20 protein-coding genes are annotated in these 21943 nt (G+C 46.4%); 5 read left to right on the forward strand and 15 right to left on the reverse strand.

Annotation, left to right across the window (positions count from 1 at the left end; all coding sequences use genetic code 11):
- Positions 1 to 12: 12 nt before the first annotated feature.
- Positions 13 to 1089 carry an alpha/beta hydrolase gene (locus ACYVE4_RS05300; RefSeq protein WP_460995929.1) on the reverse strand — a complete coding sequence of 359 codons (1077 nt, stop codon included), beginning with the start codon at positions 1087 to 1089 and terminating at the stop codon, positions 13 to 15.
- A gap of 78 nt (positions 1090 to 1167) precedes the next feature.
- Positions 1168 to 1596, reverse strand: coding sequence for a response regulator (locus ACYVE4_RS05305; RefSeq protein WP_460995930.1), 429 nt, complete (start codon positions 1594 to 1596; stop codon positions 1168 to 1170).
- A gap of 356 nt (positions 1597 to 1952) precedes the next feature.
- Here ACYVE4_RS05305 and ACYVE4_RS05310 point away from each other — a divergent pair, with 356 nt between their 5' ends.
- The 4 genes from ACYVE4_RS05310 to ACYVE4_RS05325 all read left to right on the forward strand — a co-directional run bounded on the left by ACYVE4_RS05310 (position 1953) and on the right by ACYVE4_RS05325 (position 8138).
- Positions 1953 to 3122, forward strand: a complete 1170-nt coding sequence (locus ACYVE4_RS05310; RefSeq protein ID WP_460995931.1) for a DUF4856 domain-containing protein — start codon at positions 1953 to 1955, stop codon at positions 3120 to 3122.
- 85 nt (positions 3123 to 3207) lie between these two features.
- On the forward strand, positions 3208 to 4368 hold the full coding sequence (locus ACYVE4_RS05315; RefSeq protein ID WP_460995932.1) for an imelysin family protein: 1161 nt from the start codon (positions 3208 to 3210) through the stop codon (positions 4366 to 4368).
- 19 nt (positions 4369 to 4387) lie between these two features.
- Positions 4388 to 5737 carry an HTTM domain-containing protein gene (locus tag ACYVE4_RS05320; RefSeq protein WP_460995933.1) on the forward strand — a complete coding sequence of 450 codons (1350 nt, stop codon included), beginning with the start codon at positions 4388 to 4390 and terminating at the stop codon, positions 5735 to 5737.
- Positions 5715 to 8138, forward strand: coding sequence for a TonB-dependent receptor domain-containing protein (locus ACYVE4_RS05325; protein ID WP_460995934.1), 2424 nt, complete (start codon positions 5715 to 5717; stop codon positions 8136 to 8138). The genes ACYVE4_RS05320 and ACYVE4_RS05325 overlap by 23 nt, the downstream gene beginning before the upstream one ends.
- 89 nt (positions 8139 to 8227) lie before the next feature.
- On the opposite strand, the gene ACYVE4_RS05330 is transcribed toward ACYVE4_RS05325, so the two are convergent.
- The 13 genes from ACYVE4_RS05330 to ACYVE4_RS05390 all read right to left on the reverse strand — a co-directional run bounded on the left by ACYVE4_RS05330 (position 8228) and on the right by ACYVE4_RS05390 (position 21415).
- Entirely contained in the window at positions 8228 to 9892 is a 1665-nt protein-coding gene (locus ACYVE4_RS05330; protein WP_460995935.1) for a SulP family inorganic anion transporter, read from the reverse strand.
- A gap of 107 nt (positions 9893 to 9999) precedes the next feature.
- Positions 10000 to 10275 carry a hypothetical protein gene (locus ACYVE4_RS05335; protein ID WP_460995936.1) on the reverse strand — a complete coding sequence of 92 codons (276 nt, stop codon included), beginning with the start codon at positions 10273 to 10275 and terminating at the stop codon, positions 10000 to 10002.
- 143 nt (positions 10276 to 10418) lie between these two features.
- Positions 10419 to 11786, reverse strand: coding sequence for a HAMP domain-containing sensor histidine kinase (locus ACYVE4_RS05340; RefSeq protein WP_460995937.1), 1368 nt, complete (start codon positions 11784 to 11786; stop codon positions 10419 to 10421).
- A gap of 3 nt (positions 11787 to 11789) precedes the next feature.
- Complete coding sequence (locus ACYVE4_RS05345; protein ID WP_460995938.1) at positions 11790 to 12473, reverse strand: response regulator transcription factor; 684 nt, start codon at positions 12471 to 12473, stop codon at positions 11790 to 11792.
- Between the two features lie 106 nt (positions 12474 to 12579).
- Positions 12580 to 13620: a cytochrome-c peroxidase gene (locus tag ACYVE4_RS05350; RefSeq protein ID WP_460995939.1), complete on the reverse strand. Its 1041-nt coding sequence runs from the start codon at positions 13618 to 13620 to the stop codon at positions 12580 to 12582.
- Positions 13621 to 13701: 81 nt separating this feature from the next.
- Entirely contained in the window at positions 13702 to 14916 is a 1215-nt protein-coding gene (locus ACYVE4_RS05355; protein WP_460995940.1) for an exo-alpha-sialidase, read from the reverse strand.
- Positions 14917 to 14964: 48 nt separating this feature from the next.
- Positions 14965 to 17307: a TonB-dependent receptor gene (locus tag ACYVE4_RS05360; RefSeq protein WP_460995941.1), complete on the reverse strand. Its 2343-nt coding sequence runs from the start codon at positions 17305 to 17307 to the stop codon at positions 14965 to 14967.
- Between the two features lie 108 nt (positions 17308 to 17415).
- Positions 17416 to 17793 (reverse strand): hypothetical protein, encoded by a 378-nt coding sequence (locus ACYVE4_RS05365; protein WP_460995942.1) that lies wholly within the window; start codon positions 17791 to 17793, stop codon positions 17416 to 17418.
- A 30-nt stretch (positions 17794 to 17823) separates the two neighbouring features.
- A complete protein-coding gene (locus ACYVE4_RS05370) occupies positions 17824 to 18735 on the reverse strand; it encodes an NAD(P)/FAD-dependent oxidoreductase (protein WP_460995943.1) in 912 nt (303 codons plus the stop codon).
- 134 nt (positions 18736 to 18869) lie between these two features.
- Positions 18870 to 20132: a cation:proton antiporter gene (locus tag ACYVE4_RS05375; protein WP_460995944.1), complete on the reverse strand. Its 1263-nt coding sequence runs from the start codon at positions 20130 to 20132 to the stop codon at positions 18870 to 18872.
- A gap of 155 nt (positions 20133 to 20287) precedes the next feature.
- Entirely contained in the window at positions 20288 to 20506 is a 219-nt protein-coding gene (locus ACYVE4_RS05380; protein ID WP_460995945.1) for a cysteine-rich CWC family protein, read from the reverse strand.
- Positions 20490 to 21011, reverse strand: a complete 522-nt coding sequence (locus ACYVE4_RS05385) for a PAS domain-containing protein (RefSeq protein WP_460995946.1) — start codon at positions 21009 to 21011, stop codon at positions 20490 to 20492. The genes ACYVE4_RS05380 and ACYVE4_RS05385 overlap by 17 nt, the downstream gene beginning before the upstream one ends.
- Before the next feature lie 278 nt (positions 21012 to 21289).
- Positions 21290 to 21415 carry a hypothetical protein gene (locus ACYVE4_RS05390; protein ID WP_460995947.1) on the reverse strand — a complete coding sequence of 42 codons (126 nt, stop codon included), beginning with the start codon at positions 21413 to 21415 and terminating at the stop codon, positions 21290 to 21292.
- 150 nt (positions 21416 to 21565) lie between these two features.
- On the opposite strand from ACYVE4_RS05390, the gene ACYVE4_RS05395 reads away from it, so the two are divergent.
- Complete coding sequence (locus tag ACYVE4_RS05395; protein WP_460995948.1) at positions 21566 to 21895, forward strand: DUF6660 family protein; 330 nt, start codon at positions 21566 to 21568, stop codon at positions 21893 to 21895.
- Positions 21896 to 21943 lie beyond the last annotated feature (48 nt).

Genomic DNA, 21943 nt, shown 5'->3' on the forward strand with positions numbered 1-21943 from the left:
AACGGATAACTATCAATAAAATAACCACTCGACAGCTTTAGGAAATTCATGTCCCCAATGGGCTTCCTGATGCGTACCAACGGGATCGACTGACAGGTGAATATCGATTGGATTTCCTCCGTATTGCTGACGAGCTAATGTATCGTTGAATCGCTGAATATTCGGCACCATATACTGCGACTCTTTCTCTCCACCATACACATAGATTTTCATCGGCACTGGCGCCTGAAAGCGAATAACGTCAAAATAGATCTTCGGCGAAATCCAAAGCGAGGGTGAAAATACCAGCAATAGTCCAAACACATCGGGATGCATAAGACCACCATAAATACTAATCAGCCCCCCCAGCGAACTGCCACCAATACCGGTATGAACAGCATCGGTCAGAGTACGATACTGACGATCAACAATAGGCTTTAAGATACGGCGAATAAAATCCAGATAATACTGTCCTCTGCCCTTTCCCGCGCGGGTGGGATGAAACGTAAATTCCCGAATTCGTTCATCGTGAGCGTGATCAATCGAAACCAGAATTACTTCATGATGATTTCGAGCCGCTAATAGTGCCATTTTCTGGTCGATCTCCCAGCTGCCATAACCAACTCCTCCCCCAAACAGATTCTGTCCGTCGTGCAGATATAAAACGGGGTAGCGCTTGTCGGTTGCCTCATAATTATAAGGCAACAAGACATGTACACGGCGGGTCTGGCTGATTTTGGGAACTTGAAATGTATCGCCAAGCAATTCGATTTTTGGGAGAAACGACGGATTAAACGGCATGCCAAACCATCGCCAATGCGGTACATGCTCCCGTTTAATATGTACCGACCGCTCCACTGAACGATTCGCAACACTTTCACCCGATGCGCTAAGTTCCACTTGGTCCCAACCACCTCGCGTGTATTTATATTCCAGTCGCCGGGGCAGCGACATACCTTTGGGAAACTCGAAAATGTATTGTCCCGGCCCGGCGGGTTGCATCTGAAATTGAAGTAAATCGGGAAGCCAATCGCAAAAATTACCCGATACGAACACCGGGCGATCGTCAGTAGATGGGGTACTTAATTCTAAACGTAGCGATGAAGACATACGTACAGAATCAGATACCAGGGAAAGTTGGTTCAGATTACAGGCAGAAAATTATGTATTGAGCGTGTAATGAAGAACTTAGGCTAACGCCCATCGTTCTGTCAAGCCTTTCACGAGCGTAACCAATTGATTATAAAAGGCAGGTTTTGTCAGACACTGATTAGCACCAAGGGCTAGACTACGACGGTAATCACTGGCATCCGACGAAGTCGTAAGCATCACAACGGGTAATTGCGAAAATTTCGGTGAATTCCGTAGTAACGTTAGTGTTTCAAAACCATTTTGACGGTTCATGTTGATATCCATCAAAATTAGCTTAGGCAATTGGTCACAATCGGCTAACTGAGGTAATAGTTGATCGCCGTCGTTCAGCGTTCGGATAGAAATTGGGCTTTTCAAATCTTCAAAGGCCGAACGAATAAAGAGCCGATCGTCTTCATCGTCATCGACGACCCAAACCGACGGAGGTATGTTTAGCATCGAGCCAGTTGACACGTGAAAAGCCATGATTAAAGTACGCCAAGGTAAATCCGGAATGGCAAGCAATTCACCGACTGACTACGGTGTAATAAAAACCACAAAGGGAGCGAATTCATCACATCAATAGCGCGCCAATTACGACTACGGAACTATTTAATGGATACAGATAAGATTGCTGGTGTGCAGTATCAAATATAAAACTTCATTGGTTAACAACCTATAAATGATCGATTTATTTAACAACACTTTAATTATTTTTTACGCTTCCTAAACTTCAGCCAAAGGTATACAGAATTAAAACAAGATTAAAAAAATTCCTTCTCTATAACCAGTCTAAATAAAATAATAATACTTTTGTGGCTGATTCCAATCAGCCATTGACTATGTTAAAGCCAACTTTATTCACTAAGCTTGCTTACTGCTTCTTCTTACTAGCCGCTCTTGCTTCTTGCGAAGACGAAGAAAATCCGAATACGATTCGCCCTCAGTTCCGTAAATCCGTTGATTATGCGAAACTGACGGATACCACAACCTACGCAAACTTCTTTGTTGACGACAAAGGCGCAAAAACAGTTGATCTGACAACCGGCGCGAATCGACTAGCTATGTTCCGGGCAATCAATACCTACAACGGAACGGCTGCCAGTGCAGGGGCGGTACTTGATGCAACAGTCCTGAAAAATATGTTCTCGAATACAGGCAGCCCATTTTCAGGAACGGCTAACGCAGGCTTAAATACGTCGGGCGTTCAGCTGCGTAATGTAACGGCCTCGTCGCTATCAACTACCGATGCGGAGAAAGAACGGACAACCATCGAAGCGGCTTTTACCCCAATGGCCACCATCAGCAAATCGACCACGGTAAGCGCTGCCGAAGGAAAAGCCGGCAAACTCGGCACCTATATGGTGGATGAAAAAGGAATCGAATGGGCGCAGATTATTCAGAAATCACTGATTGGCGCATTCCAGGTAGATTATATCGCCAACGTATTACTAAGCGACAAAAATCTGTCTCTCGACAATACAACTTTAGTGACTGGCAAAAGCTACACGCAGCTGGAACAGAACTGGGACGAGATCTATGGTATTCTGACCATCAACCCAGTATACGGCGGAAAAGCTACAGCGACTTCTTCAGGCGAAAGCTTTATTGGTTCTTACCTGTGGGAATACAATAAGGAAGATTTCCCAAAAATTCACAAAGCTCTTTTGACTGGTCGTGCCGCTATTGTTAACAACGACATGACGCTTTTGAAAACACAGGCGACCTTCATCCGGTCGGCTATGGAAAAAGCGATTGCCGCTGCTGCACTTGGCTATCTGGACAAATGGAAAACAGGCACAACTGACGCTGCTCGAGCTCATGCTATTGGTGAAGGACTGGGCTTTATTTACAGCCTGCGCTATGCTAAAATGAATAGTGCTGATGCCGCTTTCTCCGATGGTATCCTCAACAACCTGGTTTACTCAGCACCAAATGGCTTCTGGGGATTGACAAACGACAAGATCAATACAGCTTCAACAGCTATTAAAACGAAATTCAAGATGTCTTAACCAGTTCGTTTGCTGGTAGTCGTCAATCTACATAATTCATTTACAGAGCGGTAGTTCACTTACCGCTCTGTCCCTTTTTACAGCTATGAAACAATTCAGGTGGAAACAGATCGGGTATGTGTGTACGTTTGCAGGTCTATTATGGGCTTGCGGAGGTAGTAATACGGACGACCCCAACCCAACACCCAATCCGCCAACCGACCAGGCTGCCAGCGATCGTAAGGCCATGCTGACCAACATTGCCGACAATATCATTGTACCTGGTTACGGAAATTTTAAAACGAAGTTTGAAGCTATGGTGGCGAAGTCGGATGCGTTCGCGGCTAAACCTGATAAAGCTTCTCTGACTGATTTTAGGCAAGCCTGGGTCGATGCGTACACCGAATGGCAAAAAGTTGAACTCTTCGATGTTGGCCCAGCAGAACAGAACACGCTCCGGAATTTTTTTAATATTTACCCAACCAATACAACGGGTATTGAAGAGTACATTACTGCCGGTTCAGGAACGTTCGAAACACCTGCATCTTACCCCAAACAGGGTTTTCCAGCTCTGGACTATATGATTAATGGTGTCGGCACAACCGACGATGCCATTGTGGCTCGCTACACAACAGCCACAGATGCGACTAAACGAATTGCTTATCTGAAACGACTTACCACCCAAATGACATCTATGTTCAACACCGTGTATACGGCCTGGACAACGGGAGGATATCGGGACACATTTATTAACTGTACAGCCTTAAACGCTGGCTGTTCGACCGGAAAACTGGTAAACGGCTACGTACTGAATTACGAACGCTATATCCGTTCGGGTAAGGTTGGAATTCCTTCCGGCGCAATGACCAACGGAACGGTATCGCCCGATAAAGTGGAAGCGTATTACAAAAAAGACATTTCGCTTATACTGGCTAAAACCGCTCATCAGGCATCCATCGACTTTTTCAATGGCAAAAGTGTCAAAACGGGTCAGGAAGGTCCAAGCCTGAAAAGCTACCTGAATAGTATTGGTGCGAAGGACAGTCAGACCGGGAAATCGCTGGTTGATATTATTAATGCCCAGTTCGATGTGGCAAACCAGAAATTGAACGCGTTGAAAGCAAACCTGTCTGATGAAGTTAAAACCAACAATGCTGCAGTGGTTCAGGCGTATGCGGAAATGCAAAAGGTTGTTCGGATGATCAAGGTAGATATGACGTCAGCTATGAGCATCACGATTACATATACCGATAACGACGGAGATTAGTCGCTGTCTACTGTTTTTCATGCAGGCTTACTTTCGCAAAACTACCCCGGCGGCTCCGTTGGCTATTTTCAGAATCACGTTTGGCCTGATGCTGCTGGGGAGTATTGTCCGTTTTTGGGGCAAAGGCTGGATTACCGAATTGTACATTAAACCACGTTACTTTTTCCCATTTTACGGATTCGAATTTGTCCGGCCGCTAGGCTCATACACCTATCTGTTGTTTGCCGTTTGTGGTCTGTCGGCATTATTCGTAGCCATCGGCCTTTTTTACCGATTGGCCAGTATTAGCCTTTTTCTCAGCTTTACATACATCGAACTGATTGACAAAAGCACCTATCTGAACCATTACTATTTCACGAGTATGGTTTGCCTGCTGCTGATTTTTCTGCCAGCTCATGCCTACTTTTCTGTCGATGCCTACCGACGTCGTGATTTAATCGCGGATCAGATTCCGGCCTGGTGCATCGACACGCTGAAACTGTTTGTTGCGTTGCTATATTTCTTTGCAGGATTAGCCAAACTCAATAGTGACTGGCTACTGCACGCGCTTCCGCTACGGATCTGGCTGCCTGCACACAACGATCTGCCAATTATTGGCCCATTGCTTAATCACAACTGGATTCCATATGCATTCAGCTGGTTCGGTTGCCTGTATGATTTGAGCATTCCGTTTCTGCTCTGGAACCACCGAACACGACTATTCGCTTACGTCGCTGTGGTTGTTTTTCATGGATTAACGGCCATACTTTTCCCGATTGGCATGTTTCCTTACATCATGATCGTTACGGCCCTGATCTTTTTTTCAACGGACTTTCACAAGCGAATTATCCGACAGCTTGGCAAATGGCTAACCATGCCAACGCGATTTATGCGTCCTGAACGAGTCTATCGTTTTCAGCCTATTATCGCCAATAGCATACTAGGATTCCTGGCAATCTTCTTCGCCTTTCAATTGGTCTTTCCGTTTCGGTATCTGCTGTATCCGGGCGAATTGTTCTGGACCGAAGAAGGCTATCGTTTTTCGTGGCGGGTGATGCTGATGGAAAAAGCAGGGTACGCTCAGTTTACGGTGAAAGACAAATCCGGAAATCACATCATTGTCAACAACAACGATTTTCTGACAACACTACAGGAAAAAATGATGTCGACCCAGCCCGATATGTTGCTCCAATACGCTCATTTGTTACGTGATTTTTATGCTCAACAAGGATTTCGTAACCCACAAGTTTACGTCGATTCATATGTAACGCTCAATGGCCGTATGGGAAAACCATTGGTCAGCCCAACTACGAATCTGGCTATTGAACAGGAATCATTTATGCATAAAGCCTGGATTACTCCATTCCATGATACGATTTACGGTTTTTAGTTTTTTTACGTTTTGCCTATTTCCCTCAACTTCCTTTGCTCAATATCAACTTTTGGGCAAGGTGCAGGCTCACCACGATAGCTCTGCGGTGAAGGGCTGTACGGTATATATAAATGATGGTAAACGAACAACCACAACCGATACGCTTGGACAATTTACCTTTGAAAATTTGCCGAACGGGCAATACATTTTGCAAACGACTTGCCCGGATTTTAAAGCTTCTAAACAGACAGCAACCATTAACGGGCAAAATCAGACGGTAACGATTTGGCTTAGCAGTCGACTCGAAACGCTGAATGAAGTGACGGTTACGGATAAGCAATCGGATTTTGGGTTTACACGGATGCGGGGTGTCGAAAATATGGGCATTTACGAAGGCAAGAAATCGGAAGTAATTATCCCTGAGCAATTGGTCGCCAACTTATCCATAAACAACGCTCGTCAGATTTATGCACGAGTGGCGGGGTTAAATATCTGGGAAAATGAAGGAGCCGGTTTGCAGTTGAGCATCGGCGGACGCGGTCTCGATCCAAATCGTAGTTCCAATTTCAACGTTCGGCAGAATGGCTACGATATCAGTGCCGATGCACTGGGCTATCCAGAAAGCTACTACACACCACCAACCGAAGCCGTCGGACGAATTCAGATCGTACGCGGAGCCGCTTCGCTTCAATACGGTACTCAGTTTGGTGGACTACTTAATTTTGTGATGAAAAAGCCCATCACCGACCGAAAATTTGAGCTGACAATCCGGCAAACTCTTGGCTCGTTTGGGTTTTATAATACTTTCACCAGCGCCAGCGGAACAGTTGGAAAATTGAGCTATTACACCTATTTCCAATATAAAAAAGGCGGTGGCTGGCGCCCTAATTCAGATTTCACAAACTACACCGCTTTTGCCGACATCGACTATCGATTCTCGGAGAAAACGGTAATCGGTTTCGACATTACCCAGATGAGTTATCTAGCCCAACAACCGGGCGGCCTGACCGACGATATGTTCCGCGAAAATCCGCGCCAAAGCAATCGGGAACGAAACTGGTTTAAGGTCAACTGGACGATGCCAGCTTTGCATTTCGACCATAAATTCAACAGCAACCACGAGGTCAATCTACGCGTATTTGGGTTGTATGCGCATCGCTATTCGCTGGGTTTTCGGCCAAACCGAGTGGCTAGCATCGACGACAACAGCGAACGCGATCTGATCAAAGGTGATTTTCAAAACTGGGGTACCGAAGCGCGTTACCTGAAACGCTATTATCTGGGTAAAAAACAGGCTGTATTGCTGGCCGGTGGTCGGTATTATCATGGCTTCAACCATAGTCTTCAGGGGTTAGGCAGTAAGGGGAAAGACGCTGATTTCAATTATATTAACGACGCTCAGGCGATTACATATGACTACCGATTTCCCAATCGAAACGTAGCCTTATTCGCCGAAAATATTTTCTACATCGGCGATAAATTGTCGATTACACCGGGCGTCCGATTCGAATATATTCACACCACCGCCGATGGTTTTTACGGCAATACGATCCGCGATTTGGCTGGTAATATTATCAGTTCAAGTCGTACTAATGAGTTCCGCACGAATGGGCGTCAGTTTGTCCTGGGCGGTCTGGGAATTAGCTATAAACCGACAAGTCAATTAGATATCTACGGCAATATATCGCAGAACTACCGCTCGATTACATTTAGCGATATGCGAATCGCCAATCCATCAATGGTTATTGATCCGAATTTACAGGATGAAAAAGGCTATTCGCTCGATTTGGGTATTCGCAGCACACAAACGACGCTGTACAATTTCGACGTAAGCGCGTTCTATCTCAATTACAATAATCGAATTGGCGAAGTCCAGTTTTACGACCAGAATGACCGCGTTCTTCGACGTCGGGGAAATATTGGACAGGCCGTTATTATGGGGCTGGAATCCTATGCCGAAGCCGATTTTCTGCGCTTAGCTAACCCATCGAATCCCAATCTGAGCGGTGTTTTGTTTGCTAACGTAGCGCTGATTCATTCGACTTATAAAGCCAGTGAAGTAGCGGGCGTTGTCGGAAATCAGGTCGAGTTTGTACCCAAAGTCAACCTGAAAAGCGGGCTTCGGTTGGGCTACAAAAACGTAAAAGCATCGTTTCAGTACACCTATCTGTCGGATCAGTTTTCGGAGGCAACCAATGCTACTGAAGGTGGGGTTTCAGCCGTTATTGGCCTGATTCCGGCTTATACGATTATGGACGCCAGCTTGTCTTACCAATTCAGACGGTTTCGGCTGGAGGGTAGTTTAAATAACCTGACCAATCAGTTTTATTTCACGCGCCGGGCTACAGGTTATCCCGGCCCTGGCATTCTTCCGTCTGACGGACGAAGCGTTTATCTGACCTTGCAGGTGAAATTATAAGATAGTACGAATTTCTGAAAAAGAAATTAGCTACCGAACAAGGTTTCAGTAGCTAATTGGCATTCCCACTTCTTAACAGGCTAAATTCTTTATCCGCCAATCGACGTCGTTTTGAGTCGATTCAGATTAAGTTGTGAATCAGTACGTTGATAGTTGTTAAATAATTCTTCTGACGTGTAAGTATACGGCTGATCCGAGTTGGCTGGGCTCGGCCGGAAAATGAGCTGAATATTCCGTTCCTTGGCCGAGATACCAAAGTTCTCGATAACCTGCACAACGTCGCTGTCTATGTACGATGAATGGCTTCCGTCAATTTCCAGGATAACATTATCAGGTACACTTTTCAGCAGTTTTACCAGTTTTGCTTTACTCAAAAACGATACATGATCGCCCAGGCTCACGTGAATCCGCTTGACACCGCTGTCCCAGTCGGCTCGTACGTGGTGCGTATTCCGGTAATGATCACGGAGGATGAAAAATACGCCCGTTACCATCCCAATACCAATACCCGTTAACAGGTCTGTCAGTACAACGGCAATGACGGTAATAACAAATGGAATGAATCGGGCAGGCCCCTGAGCAAATGTCGTTTTGAACACATCGATTCTGGCCAGTTTATATCCCGTAACCAGCAGAATAGACGCCAGACTTGCCCATGGCATTTTGTTCAGCAATGTTGGAAGTGTTATCACACACACTAGCAGCAATGTACCATGGATAAGTGCCGCTACTTTCGTACGCGCACCGGCGTTGATACTTACCGAACTACGCACGATTACGGATGTCAGCGGAATACCACCAATCAGGCCACTTACCACATTACCAACACCCTGCGCCTTTAACTCGTGGTTAGAGGGAGTTTTTCGCTTCAGCGGATCAAGCTCATCAGAGGCTTCAATGGCCAGCAATGCTTCCAGACTGGCAACCAGCGCAATCGATACGGCCGAGGTATATACTAACGGATTATTCCATTGCGAGAAATCGGGAAGCGTAAATAATTGAAAGAACCCTTCTACACTATCCGCAACCGGCAGTTGCACTAAATGATTGCCTGACAGCGCCCAATTTGGAAAAAAGGTCTTTGCCAATTCATTGATACAAATCCCCAGCACGACGACAATCAGGGCCGCTGGAACATTCTTGATGAAGGCATATTTCCGAAATGAAGGTTGTTCCCAGATGAAGAATATAGTTAACGAAAGTAGTGTAATCAGCACGGCAATTAGGCTGAATTGCCCCATTGCCATTCGTAATTGTTCGCTAAGATTGAAACCATCTGGCTGGAAAAGTGCAAGTCCTTCGGCAGCATCGGCATCGTAGCCAACCAGGTGCGGTAGTTGCTTAATAATCAGCATAATACCAATACCAGCCAGCATACCTTTAATGACCGACGATGGAAAGAAATTGCTGATAATACCGGCTCGCGCAAATCCTAAACCGATCTGGATAAGCCCGGCAATACACGTCGCCAGTAAGAAAGCAGGGAACGATCCAAGCGCCTGAATAGCTGTCAAGGTAACAACAATGAGTCCTGCTTCGGGGCCGGAAATACTAAGCGCCGAACGACTTACTAACCCGACAACCAAACCACCGACAATTCCTGCAATGATACCTGAAAACAGAGGTGCTCCGGAAGCCATCGCAATGCCCAGGCAGAGCGGAACGGCCACCAGAAACGAAATCGAACCGCCCCGGAAATCGCCCAGGCGGCTGTTTACATCGATCGATTGAGAGACTTTCTTCTTTAAAATCATGGTTGTGGTTCGTTGTATTCGTTGAGTACTAGGAATTTGTGCCTGCTATAGATTCATTCTTAAACATAAGTAATCGGCTACAGCAGGACTTTACAGGGCCGAAAAGATTATAATTCGTTGGTGGTCGGAACCTGCCTTGCTACCGAAGGTTGGCTCGTCGAGAGTTTTTTTACTGACGTCGCTTCGATTTCACGAAGGCGTTGCTCTAGCCGGATCGTTTCTTTGTACAACGAATCGGCACGCTGGCTCTGGGTTTTGTACTGCGTCCGGTACGTCTGCGTATCCTGGCGACTATCGAAGTACAAATTGAAAGCGATACAGCCAAAAATAAAGCCCCAGATGGTGATCCAGTTTACGTATTTGTTAGGTTGTCTGTGTCTCATCGTATAGTTCTCCTTAGGTCAAAACAGTTGAGAAGAAGCCATGTAGATTTCTACATAACAAAGTTCTGACAATCAAGCCCTGCATTAATTAAGGGCTTGTTAGAAGTCAATGAGAAGACAATTAGAAGTTGATTAGAAAACGATTAGAACGTTTTGGGCAGCCGAACGGTAAACGTTGTACCTTTATCTGGCTGCGATACAACGTCAATTTGACCATAATGGAGCTGAATGATCCGATACGTCAGCGGCAGGCCAACCCCGTGTCCCTGAATTCGTTTGACATTCTGCGCGCGAAAAAAGGGTTCGTAAATACTTTTGAGATCGGCCTCTGAAATCCCGATACCTTCGTCCTTAAACTGAATCGTAACCCATCGGTTATTTGCGCCGAGGGTTACATTCACCTGCTTGCTTTCGGAAAATTTGCACCCATTTTCCATCAAATTGAAAAAAGCCGAATACAGCAACGATTTATTTCCGGCAATGGTCAACGATGGCTGAATCTTTTCCATTTCACCCTCAAACGCAAACACAACGGAGTATTCGGCCTGATGATTCATGAGCATCTGTGCCGCCTGATAAATCACTTCATCGATAGCGACTTCGCTGAATTTCAGGGGCGTTGCTTCCAGACTGACCAGGGTGAGATTGAGCAGGTTATTCGTTAGTTTATTCATGCGCTGAATAACATCCAGCGCGGCTTTCCATTTGGCTTCGTGCTCTTCAACGGTGCGTGGTTTCAAGAGCGTTACCTCAATCTGACCCGTTATGATCGTCAGTGGAGTACGCAGTTCGTGAGAAGCATTGGCCACAAAATTTCGCTGGACTTCAAACGCTTCCTGCACCCGATCGAGCATCAGATTAAAAGTTCGCGCCAGTTGAGCTATTTCGTCGCGGTCGTTACCGGCAGTTACTCGCTGGGCCAGATTAGAGGCTGTAATCAGGTCTACCTCTCGAATTACCTCCGAAATCGGGCGTAGCGACCGGCCAGCATAGGCCCATCCGACGGCTCCTACCAGTGCCAGACTACAGAGCAGACCCACGCCCATAATCGTACTTAAATGACCCATTTCTTCAATTCCGTACTGGTCGTAGGCCGAGGCTACCAGTACGTATTGTTTCTTCTCATGGGGATAAATAAACCCGACAATTTCAACCTGATTCTGTCGCAGAAATACTTCTTTCTTTTCGCGAATCCGCTTCAGTATCTCCGGTTTTACGATGGATCGGGGTTGGGTTGAATAGACCATTCGCCCCTGCTGATCATAAATGTTGATTTGCTCTTTGGGCAGGGCTGTCAGATTATTTCGCTCGATAACATGCAACAGACGCGTATCGATTTCCTCTTCATCCAGCAACAGACGAGCTATTGTTTTCGCTTTGTCGCTTAACCGCAAATAGAAATCCCGCTGCCGGAAATATTCGGCGGTAGCATATACGACAAAGGAAAATAGCAGCAGAATGGCCGCCACAACGCCCACAAATGTGAAGGAAAGGCGGGTGCGAATTCTCATAAGTTATTGATCAGAAGCCTGCATGATGTAGCCAATACCGCTGATGGTATGAATGAGTTTGGGCGAAAAATCCTTGTCAATTTTTCGGCGCAGGTAATTCACGTAAACATCCACAACGTTGGTGCCGGTATCAAAATTCAGATCCCAGACATGCTCCATAATTTCGTTACGAGTCAAGGCCCGGTCCTGATTTTTCATAAAAAACTCAAGCAGAGCAAGTTCACGAGCCGTCAGGAGAATTTTCTGATTACCACGTTTTACCGCTTTGCTTTGCTGGTTGAATTCGAGGTCGGCAATTTTAAGAATAGGTGCTTCGCCAACAACGTGTCCATTCCGTCGGTTAAGTGCCCTTAATCGCGCGACTAATTCGCGAAATTCAAACGGCTTCACCAGATAATCGTCGGCGCCAGCATCAAAACCTTCCAGTTTGTTGTCGGTGCTGCCAAAAGCGGTCAGCATCAGAATGGACAGTGTTTCGTATTTATTCCGAATCATCCGGCATAGATCAAACCCGCTAATAATCGGCAGATTCACATCCAGAATCACGGTATCATACTCGTGTTCAGCCAGTTGTTGATGGGCTTCCATAGCGTTACCTGCAATATCGACCGAGAAATCATATTCTTCAAGGCCGCTTTTTATCAGCGATGCCACTTCCCATTCATCTTCTACAAGTAAAATCCGCATAACAATTCCGATAACAATTTCTTAAGGCAAAGCTTGTCGTACTATGCAGATTGCTAAAGCCAATACGTGCCGAACACCAAAGATAAGGCGATAGTTGCGATATGAATTATCTGGATTCGGCAAACCGACGGTCCTGCAAAAACGAGTCGTCGGTCAGCATACGCAAAAAGGCTACGATGTCTGCCTGTTCGGTGGGCGTGAGCGAAATGCCGAGAATGCTCGTTTCACGGTCTCTTTTCAGAAGGTGGTCCAGTGTTTCGCCGTGCTGAACGCCATTCCCATAATGAGCTACGACTTCTTCTAAGGTAGCAAATCGACCGTCGTGCATATAGGGAGCTGTTACGGCTACATTGCGCAACGTTGGCACTTTAAACTTGTACCGATCTTCGTCTTTTAACGTGATGTCGAAATGCCCCTGATCGTTGCTCACGGTTTGGGACAGACCGATATTGCGAAACGAGAAGTCGGTGAATAAGGGTTCTGGATGACAACCACTGCATTTTCGCTCAACCAATATCCAGCCCGCCCGCTCGGCCTGAGTGAACGTAGCGCCTTCGTTACGGACGGCTCGGTCGTAGCGCGAATTGGCCGACACCATCGTAAGCACAAACTGCGAGATCGCCTTTAAAAACCGCTCACTGGTGATGTTGGAGTTCCCAAACGCCTTCGTAAACAGAACGGGATAGTTGCTCTTTTTGCGAAGTTTCTCCAGAATATTGGGAATCGACTCAGCCATTTCGCTCTCATTCTGAATAGGTACCATCGGGAATAAATCCAGATCGTGTACGCTCCCATCCCATCCGAAATGACTCGACCAGGCCAGGTTTGCCAATGGCATTGCATTTCGCCTGGTCGACAAATCATTGATACCCCGGCTGAGTGCATTACCGGGCTGGGTAAAACCCGATGCCTGTTGGTGACAACTGCCGCAACTGATTCTATTGTCTTTCGATAGAATGGGGTCGTAAAACAGGGTTCGGCCTAACTCGATTCCGGCTTCGGTCAGTGGATTTTTGTCAAATGGATAAACTGGTTGCGGGAAATGGGGAGGTACGTTGAAAAGAAGCGGTTTCTGATTGGCAGATAAGAAAAACGCCATTATCAGCAACGCGACCGACGTAATAAGTATCGTAATTTTCAACGTCATGATCTACAGCTACCAATTTATCCCCAAACCAGAAGAACCGGTTTCATTGGCCCATCTGTTTACAAAAAGTCTGTTAAATTACTAAAAATCATCTACCCGACGCACTACAATAACGGCCTTCTCTTTGTTCATTGTCTGCTCGTAAGCGATTAGTGCTCCTTTTTTCGTAGCAATGACCGTCGGATAGGTTGCATTTGCGGTTTCGGGTGTGATATATTTTGTGGGACTGATGGCTTTGGCAGTCATCACCCGCATACCAATTCGTTGCGCAAATGACCCCATTTCGCCAGAGCCATCTTTCGAAATCGATTCATCCCAAAGCCAGACTAATTTCCCTCCCGTGTTAGCTACCTGCGGGTGTTTTGCTCGGCTGGTCATCAGGCCATCGACCAATTTTGACGAACCTATTTGCGCCAATCGGATACCCGCTGCATTTTCTTTACCCGAAAACCAGGTAACCAGTATATCATTGTCCAGAGCCGCTACAGAAGGCCCCGCGTGCGGACAGGCATTCACCTGCCAATGGTCAGCAAAAACGAGCTGGGGTTTTGTAAAGGTTTTACCGCCATCCGACGAAACCGACGTACTGATATCACGCGATGCTGCTTCGCCAGCTTTAGGTGATGACACTAGATCCCGATACGTGATGTGAAGAGCTTTTTTCGCATCGACAAACAGATTAGTTCGGCAGCACTGACAGGCATTATCATCGACCAGTACGGCATCACCAAAGCCCTTTCCTTTACTAGTCTGCGCAAACACAACAGGTCGACCTTCGCGATTCGGCAATTTTTCGTCGAGCCAGACAGCACCAATTTCGCCATTGGACAAACGAATTACATCACTGAACGAGTGGCTTTTACCGGGAGTAGCATCCTGATGAACGGGTTTGGGTTCCGTCCAGGTTTGTCCGTTGTCGGAAGACATCGTATAGAGCAAATCGCCCGCAAACCGCGAAGCTTCTGTTGGCCGGGGTACTTCAAAAACCGCCAGCAACGTACCATCCGATTTAACGGCAATTTTGGGCATGCCTTCGGCGTGAGAGGATAGGTTCGCAGGCGCTTTCACGCGAATTTTCTCGCCAAATGTTTGCCCATCATCCGTCGATATGGCATAGTAGAAAGTGCTTCCTTTTTCAGCGTCTGTTTCCACCCAACTCAGAAGTGGATTTCCGGTGGCATCGGTCGTTAAGCGCGGTACGGCACCCGTAAATTGAGGATTGGAAATAGCTTTTTCATTCGCTGGTTTTTCAGCTACCAATCCTAAGAATAGGAATAAGAGGAGCAAATTTTTCATGATGGATCGTCTTTATTTCTTTCGTTTCTGTCGTTTATCTGAATGCGGTTATTTACCCGAAAAATCGTACTGAATGCCGAACACAAACGTGCGCGGAGCTGCGGGGTTATAAGTCGTTCGATCAGTGGCATTGTTGCCTCGTGTCGCATTGGTGGCAAAGAGCGCATTCGTCATGTTCAAAACGTTGGTAAATACCTCAATGCCTTTCCACTGATAGCCCATCCGAACGTTCGCAAAATCGTAGCCGCCATAACTAACCGTATTCGTCTGATTCTGAAACCAACTTGATACGTGCTGCCACTCAACCGACGTGCGGAAGTTTTTGAGCCAGGCGGGGTAATAGCTGACCTCGGTGTTCCAGAGCGTTCTTGGCGCCGAAGGCATATCCTTCCCATTCACATTCTGAATAGCATCGGAAGCTCGCTGACTGAGCGTAAAATCCACAAATTGATGGACTGCATGCGTACCGCCGAACCGGAAAAATAGCTGCTTCGATGGTCGATACGTAACCCCCAATTCGAGACCTCTGTGCAGCGTTCGCCCAGCCGATTGGTAGTCGAAAGAATTGTCGGGCAGGCGAATGTTGAGGAGTTCATTCGTACCAGTCATCTGATAGACAGCTCCGTCTAGGTAGATTTTATTAGATAGAAATGATGCCCAACCGCCAATTTCCACATTGTCGAATTTGGCCGGTTGCAGGTTGTAATAGAACAAGTCGCCGGAAGCCGTCGGAGTTGTGCGTTTCAGGAAAATAGCGGTAAGCGCCGGAGGGGAAAATCCTTTGGCGTAGTTGGCGTATAACCCTTTACCATGCCCCAAATCATAGGTCGCGCCAATTTTGGGAGTTACCTGGCTATACTCTTTCCCGCCCGAACTTTTATCCAGCGCATTGATGTAATCGAACGCCATCCGGTCGTAACGCAGGCCTGCCGATAGTCGAAGTTTAGGCAAAGGCTCGAAGTCGTATTGCAAATAAGCAGCCGTGTTATAGATATCGGCCTGATAATTAGCTAACTGCAAATCGGGGCGTTCTCGTAACTGCGTGTATTTCAGCACTGATTTTTTGTCGGGCCGCAGTTCAGCAGCCAGCTCCGTCTGATAGGCGTAATATGTATTTGGCGACAAGTCGAGCGTGGCTCCGGCAATGAGTTTGCTATTCAGGAAGCGTAGTCGCTGTGTGTGTTGCGCGATGAAGCCGTAACTCTGAAAATCGTTGCTGTTAATTTGCCCGGTAGCCGTTGACGCACCACTCGTCCATCGAATGGCATAGGTTGGATTTTGGCCCACGCTGTTGTTACGTCCAAAGGCCGTTATAAACGACTGCGAGCCATTTTTCCAATCATGTTCGAGCGTTAGTCGACTCCGTAATGAAAAAGTTTTTCGGTAAGTAAAATCCGTCGTACTTACGTATTGTCGGGCGAAAAAAGCTGTACTGTCTACATTGCCACTGGTTTGTGAGTCGTAATTATTGTAGGATAATGTACCCGTCAGACGAGTTTGGGACGTAAAAGCATATTCCAGTCGAGTGAAATACGACGATTTATCATAATTAGAGCTGCTCATCCAGGAATTACGCTGGCGTGAAATGAAGCCGCCGAGATAAATCCCAAATTTACCCTGCCTTGCCCCTGCCCCAACCTGAAGCCGCTGATAACCCCATTGATCAACCTGAATGCCGACTCGCGCCGTTGATACAGCAGTAGGTCGTTGCGTAATAAAATTGACGGCTCCGCCCACCGCTTCCGGCCCGTAAATCGACGAGACAGGTCCTTTTACCACTTCGATAGAACTGACCGTAAACTGGTTCATTTCCAGCAACGCATTGTGATTGAATACGCCCATCGGCCGAATCGGAACGCCGTCTTCCAGATATAGGAAATAAGCATTGGTCGTCATCGGCTGGCGAATTGCCATCATGTGCTGTTCGTTGTTCAGATTGACCATCAGCACACCCGGCGTTTTGTTAATCACTTCGTAGATGCTCGTCGGCTTGGTTTCGTTAATGAGCTTCGGTGATAGTTTGGCAATCGCAATCGGCGTTTCGGTACGTAAAGCAGCCTCCCGGTTTCCGGTCACGACAACCGTTTGCAAGTCTTCGACCGCTGGTTCCAGAGCGATTCGTATTGGTTGTCCGGCAGTAAGGGTTATAGCTTGTTTTCGGTAACCAACGGCTGAAGCTGTCATTGCTAAAGCCGAATTTATCATCGAGAATCGGCCATTTACATCGGTCACTGCGCCAGATTTCCCGTCTGCCCATGTCAGGGTTACGCCCGGAATCGGTTCTTTGGTCTGGGCGTCGAAGACAATCCCTTGGTCGATCGTCTGTGCACAGGCACAGAACGTACTAATAGCCCATAACCAACCGGCTATGAGGACTTTATAAGTGTTCACGAAAGCTTAGTTTAAGTCGAAGAAATAAATAGGATGAATGCTCTCAAGTCTACAGGCGTTGAGAAACATTTTCCGAACAGCCAATAAACAGCCGCCCGTCGAACAGACTTAAACTCGTGGGGGATGAAAAAATCGTACGGAAGGGGCCAGATAAGCTGGCATCGCATACGCAGAAAAAGAAGTCGATGTCAACGCAGCCCAGATTGGCGGGAATTGAAAGACAGAATTAGCCTGAAAGAACAGTTGAACAACGGGCGTATTTTGTACGCGCTCCGTCGTTTCCTTATCCTGTTTATCCTGACGCTCTTTCAATTGTTTGGCCAGATAGCATTGCCCATCGCAATGCAGTTCAGGCTTATCGCGGTTTTGGCAAAGTACCCGCGCGATATAATCCTTGTTGGCATGATAATACGCAATAATTCCCCACTGGCTGACCGTTGGCAGCAGCGTTGCAACGAGGAGAATATAAATGAGCGCATTTCTCATACCACGCAAAGGTACATGTGCGATAATGGTTTATACAAAATTTTCCTCAATCAATTCTTTATTGATAGCAGCCGCAGTTCGAAGACCGTTTGCTGCCGCAACCAGAACTTGACGCATCATGGTTTGTGTATCACCAGCGGCATATACGCCCGGTATGTTTGTACGTCCCATCTCATCAACTTGTACAAAACCCATGCCATCATGTAAACAGCCCAATTGCTCAGCAAGATCAGACGCCTGATGAAGTTTCGGACGGGCAAATAGAGCGTTTAGCGGATAACGTGTCTGATCAGCCAGCAGCAAACCATTCAATTGTCCGCTTTCATGTAAAATAGCTGAAATCGGTGTTTCAATGATCGCTATCTGGTGTTTCTGTAGCAGGGCAGTTTGCTCAGTAGACAACGTAGATGGGCCGTTTGTAAATAACGTCATACTAGGACTCCAGTGGCGAATGAGTCGACCAAACTCAAACCCCTCGTCGCCATTAGCCAGTACGGCCAAAGCCTGCCCATGTACTTCATATCCATGACAATAGGGGCAGTGAAGGACCGAGATTCCCCAACATTCGGCCAGACCCGGAATTGGCAAAAGTTCATCAGTCAACCCCGTTGCCAATATTACTTTATTAGCTGTGTAGGTTTTTCCAGTATCGGTTGATATCACAAATCTGGAATCTTGTCGGGTGGCTGTTGTGGCAGTAGCCTCTATAAATTGTACGCCTGGGTAAGCCAACGCCTGTTCACGAGCGATAGCACTTAATTCGGCGGGGGTAGCGCCATCGCGAGTCAAAAAACTATGCGAATGCGGTGTTTGGCGATTGGCAGGTTTCCCACTATCCAATACTAATACCCGACGCAGCGAACGGCCCAATACCAAAGCTGCACTAAGACCAGCGTAACTACCGCCAACAATAATTACCTCGTAATCAGACGACGAAGCCATACGTGTTTGTGTATGATGTATGAAATAGGATGTATTAATTTGAGGAAAGTGGCAAAGTTACACCTTAGCTTTTGTCTTTGCAACAACGTTGCAAAAACAAAAGCTAATTCATTTGAGCACGAAACCGGTATACTTTACTTGCTCACTGCGTCAACCAATTCGCGACTATTCTTTGATTTGGTCAATTTACCGACCGTAAGTCCCTGAACAAGGATGGAGAAAACAACGATAAAATAGGTGATCGCCAGAAATAGGTTTTTATTCAATGATTCGTCGATAGACAACGCGAGTGCTACTGAAACACCACCCCGCAGACCTCCCCAAACCAGGATTGTAATGGTTTGCCGGTCGAATTTTGTCCGGAAAGGAATTAGAAGTGTGGGAATCCAAATCGATAAGAAACGAGCAAAAAGTACCACCGCAATACTAATAATCCCAATCAGCCAATAATTGGTAATGTGCGGTATCAGGAGCAACTCGAAGCCAATAATCAGGAAAAGAATAGCGTTCATGATTTCATCGATCAGCTCCCAGAATTTATCCAGATAATCGCGGGTGTTAACCGAAATTCGGGTAGCTTTCCCGAAATTCCCAACAACCAGTCCAGCCGCAACCATGGTCAGCGGTCCCGAAATGTGCATGGCGCGAGCAATCAGATAACCACCCATAACCACAGCCAATGTAATCAGAGCCGAAACGTTAGCACTGTCGATACGTTGCATAGCCCGCGAACCGATAAAGCCTAACAATACGCCCATACCAAAGCCGCCAAGCGCTTCTTTAATGAGTAACCACGAAATATTCAAAAAAGAAACATCAACGTCTGACCCTTGCGCGAGCTGAAGAAGAACGACAAAAACCACAACCGCCACGCCATCGTTGAAGAGCGATTCGCCAGCCACTTTAGTTTCCAGCGCTTTGCGTACGCCCGCTTTTTTCAGAATACCCAATACGGCAATTGGGTCGGTTGGCGAAATCAATGCCCCAAAAACCAGACATTGAATTAATGGTACGTTCAGCCTGAATAAGGGTAATAAGTAGTACGTTAGAAAACCAACCAATAACGTAGAAATGATTACGCTGACGGTCGAGAAAACAATAATAGGCGCACGTTGCTCACGCAAGTCTTTCAGTCGAACATGAATAGCACCGGCAAACAGCAGAAAATTGAGCATTGCCCCCATCAGTATTTCGGTAAAATCCAGGTTGGCAATGAAGTTGGAAAAATTAGTAAACAGCCTTGGAAAGATATTACCTGTAATAACCAGTGCGATTGACACCAGCATGGCCATCAGCATAATACCAATTGTAGACGGTAATTTTAAGAAGCGTTCGTTTACATAAGAGAAGATAGCTGTAAGAACAATTAGGACCGAAAAAGAATAGTATAATTCCATATAATAACGATTTGAGTAAACTTATAAATCGCATTATACGAAAAATAGTGAACTTTTGCTAACCTTTTCTAGAAAAATGGCCTAGTTCTGGATTAACCGATAGCTATTCGTTCGGGCAATGAAGAAGATTCATGGATGCGGAGGCCGCAATTAATTTATACTTCACTGGTGGTTAATTGACCATATTCCGCCTGCAACGTGCGCAGGCAATCAGCACAAAGACATCCCTGAAATAATGAACCAATGTACTGCCGCTGGGATTCGGTTAGTTGAACAGGCTGACACTGGCACAGATTAACGCTCCCCGCCCTACATTCAAACGAACGTTCACAACGCGGACAGGCTGTATGTTCGGGTTTAGACGGTAGGTTCATGGGTATGGACCTCCTGTTCGAAGGCAATGAAATTGACAAGTTGTTTCTGGCGATTATAGACGGGCTTAATGATCACCTCACATAAGTACGTTGTCTGGTCTTTTCGGTAATTCAGAAGCTGTGCTTTCACTCCTTTTTGCTTCTCTAATGCCTGTCGCACCCGTCGACGTGGCTTTAAACCGGTCATTATTCCCTGCAACATCGTCGGACGATTACCTAACACTTCATATCGCCCATAACCGGTCATTTCTTCAAACTGGGTATTGACGTACTGAATAGTCATCGCGAGATCAGTAACAACAACGGCCCACTTATCATTCTCCAGCTCATCTCGAACGGATTTAGGAAGTACCCACTCCTGCGCATTGGCCAGTTCCATCAAGCCTGTTTTATCAGTTGATGGAACTGGCTTTTGCCAAAATTCCCAACCCGCCAGCAAAGGGGTCACCACAGCGGGTGGGCCCTGCTTGGCAAGTTGTTTATCGTATGGACCACAGAAGTTCATAGCCACAAATATAGGCCTTCTGATAGCTGTTGGTTATCAGAAAGATTTGTTATTAAGTTGTATAGACTCAATAACAAATTCGCGAGCGTTTTGGGCAGCCTGAATTATATTTTTTAGCATTTCTTGAGTATTTCCTGAATAGTTGATACCTACCTGCCTACTGATTATTAATCAAATTCTTTCTGATTCAGCTCGATAAACTTGATCCATTTTTTACCATCGCGGCTAAATTCGCCTGTTTCATACCATATTTTTTGGGTTGGATCGAGCGTAATGATTTACTTGGTTTTGCCGCCATTGTTGGGTACATCGAAACCCCATTCAAATGTATTGTCGGCCAGAATTTCGAAATAGGCATCGGTTGTAAAGCCTTCTTTTACGTACGATCTGAACTTGAGCTTCATTGGTTTTCAAACTCCGGCCCATTCCTTCAATTTCCAGTACCAGGCCATTAAGCCGCCATAAATAGATAAATCGCTGAAAATTACTTCATCTGCTGTGTTATTTTCTTTTTGATAACCTGTTGCATTGGCATAATCTCTACTTTTAGGACCATGAAAGTAGTCATTTCTATTTTTTCATTCTGGCTGTTGCTGCTGACAGGTTTACCCTGCCCGGATGCAGACTGCCATGAACACGTAAATCGAACGGCTACTACCTCGTCAATCCCAACCGATGACCACGATCACGACCACAAAGCCCCTTGTAGTCCGTTCTGTCACTGCGCTACGTGCTTGGGTTTTTCGGTTCCTCAGCCATTCGGCTATGTGCTCTTCACCGAACTGAGTGGCCCGGTTGTCTCCCGGCAGCTTTTTTCTTACCAATCTCCCAGCCATACCGACGTACTGCTCGGCATCTGGCAACCGCCCAAACTCTGGGCCTGAATAACGTAACCTTCACGTTTCATTTTACGCACGTTTGTCGAAAACGTG

Source organism: Spirosoma harenae (assembly GCF_054776975.1).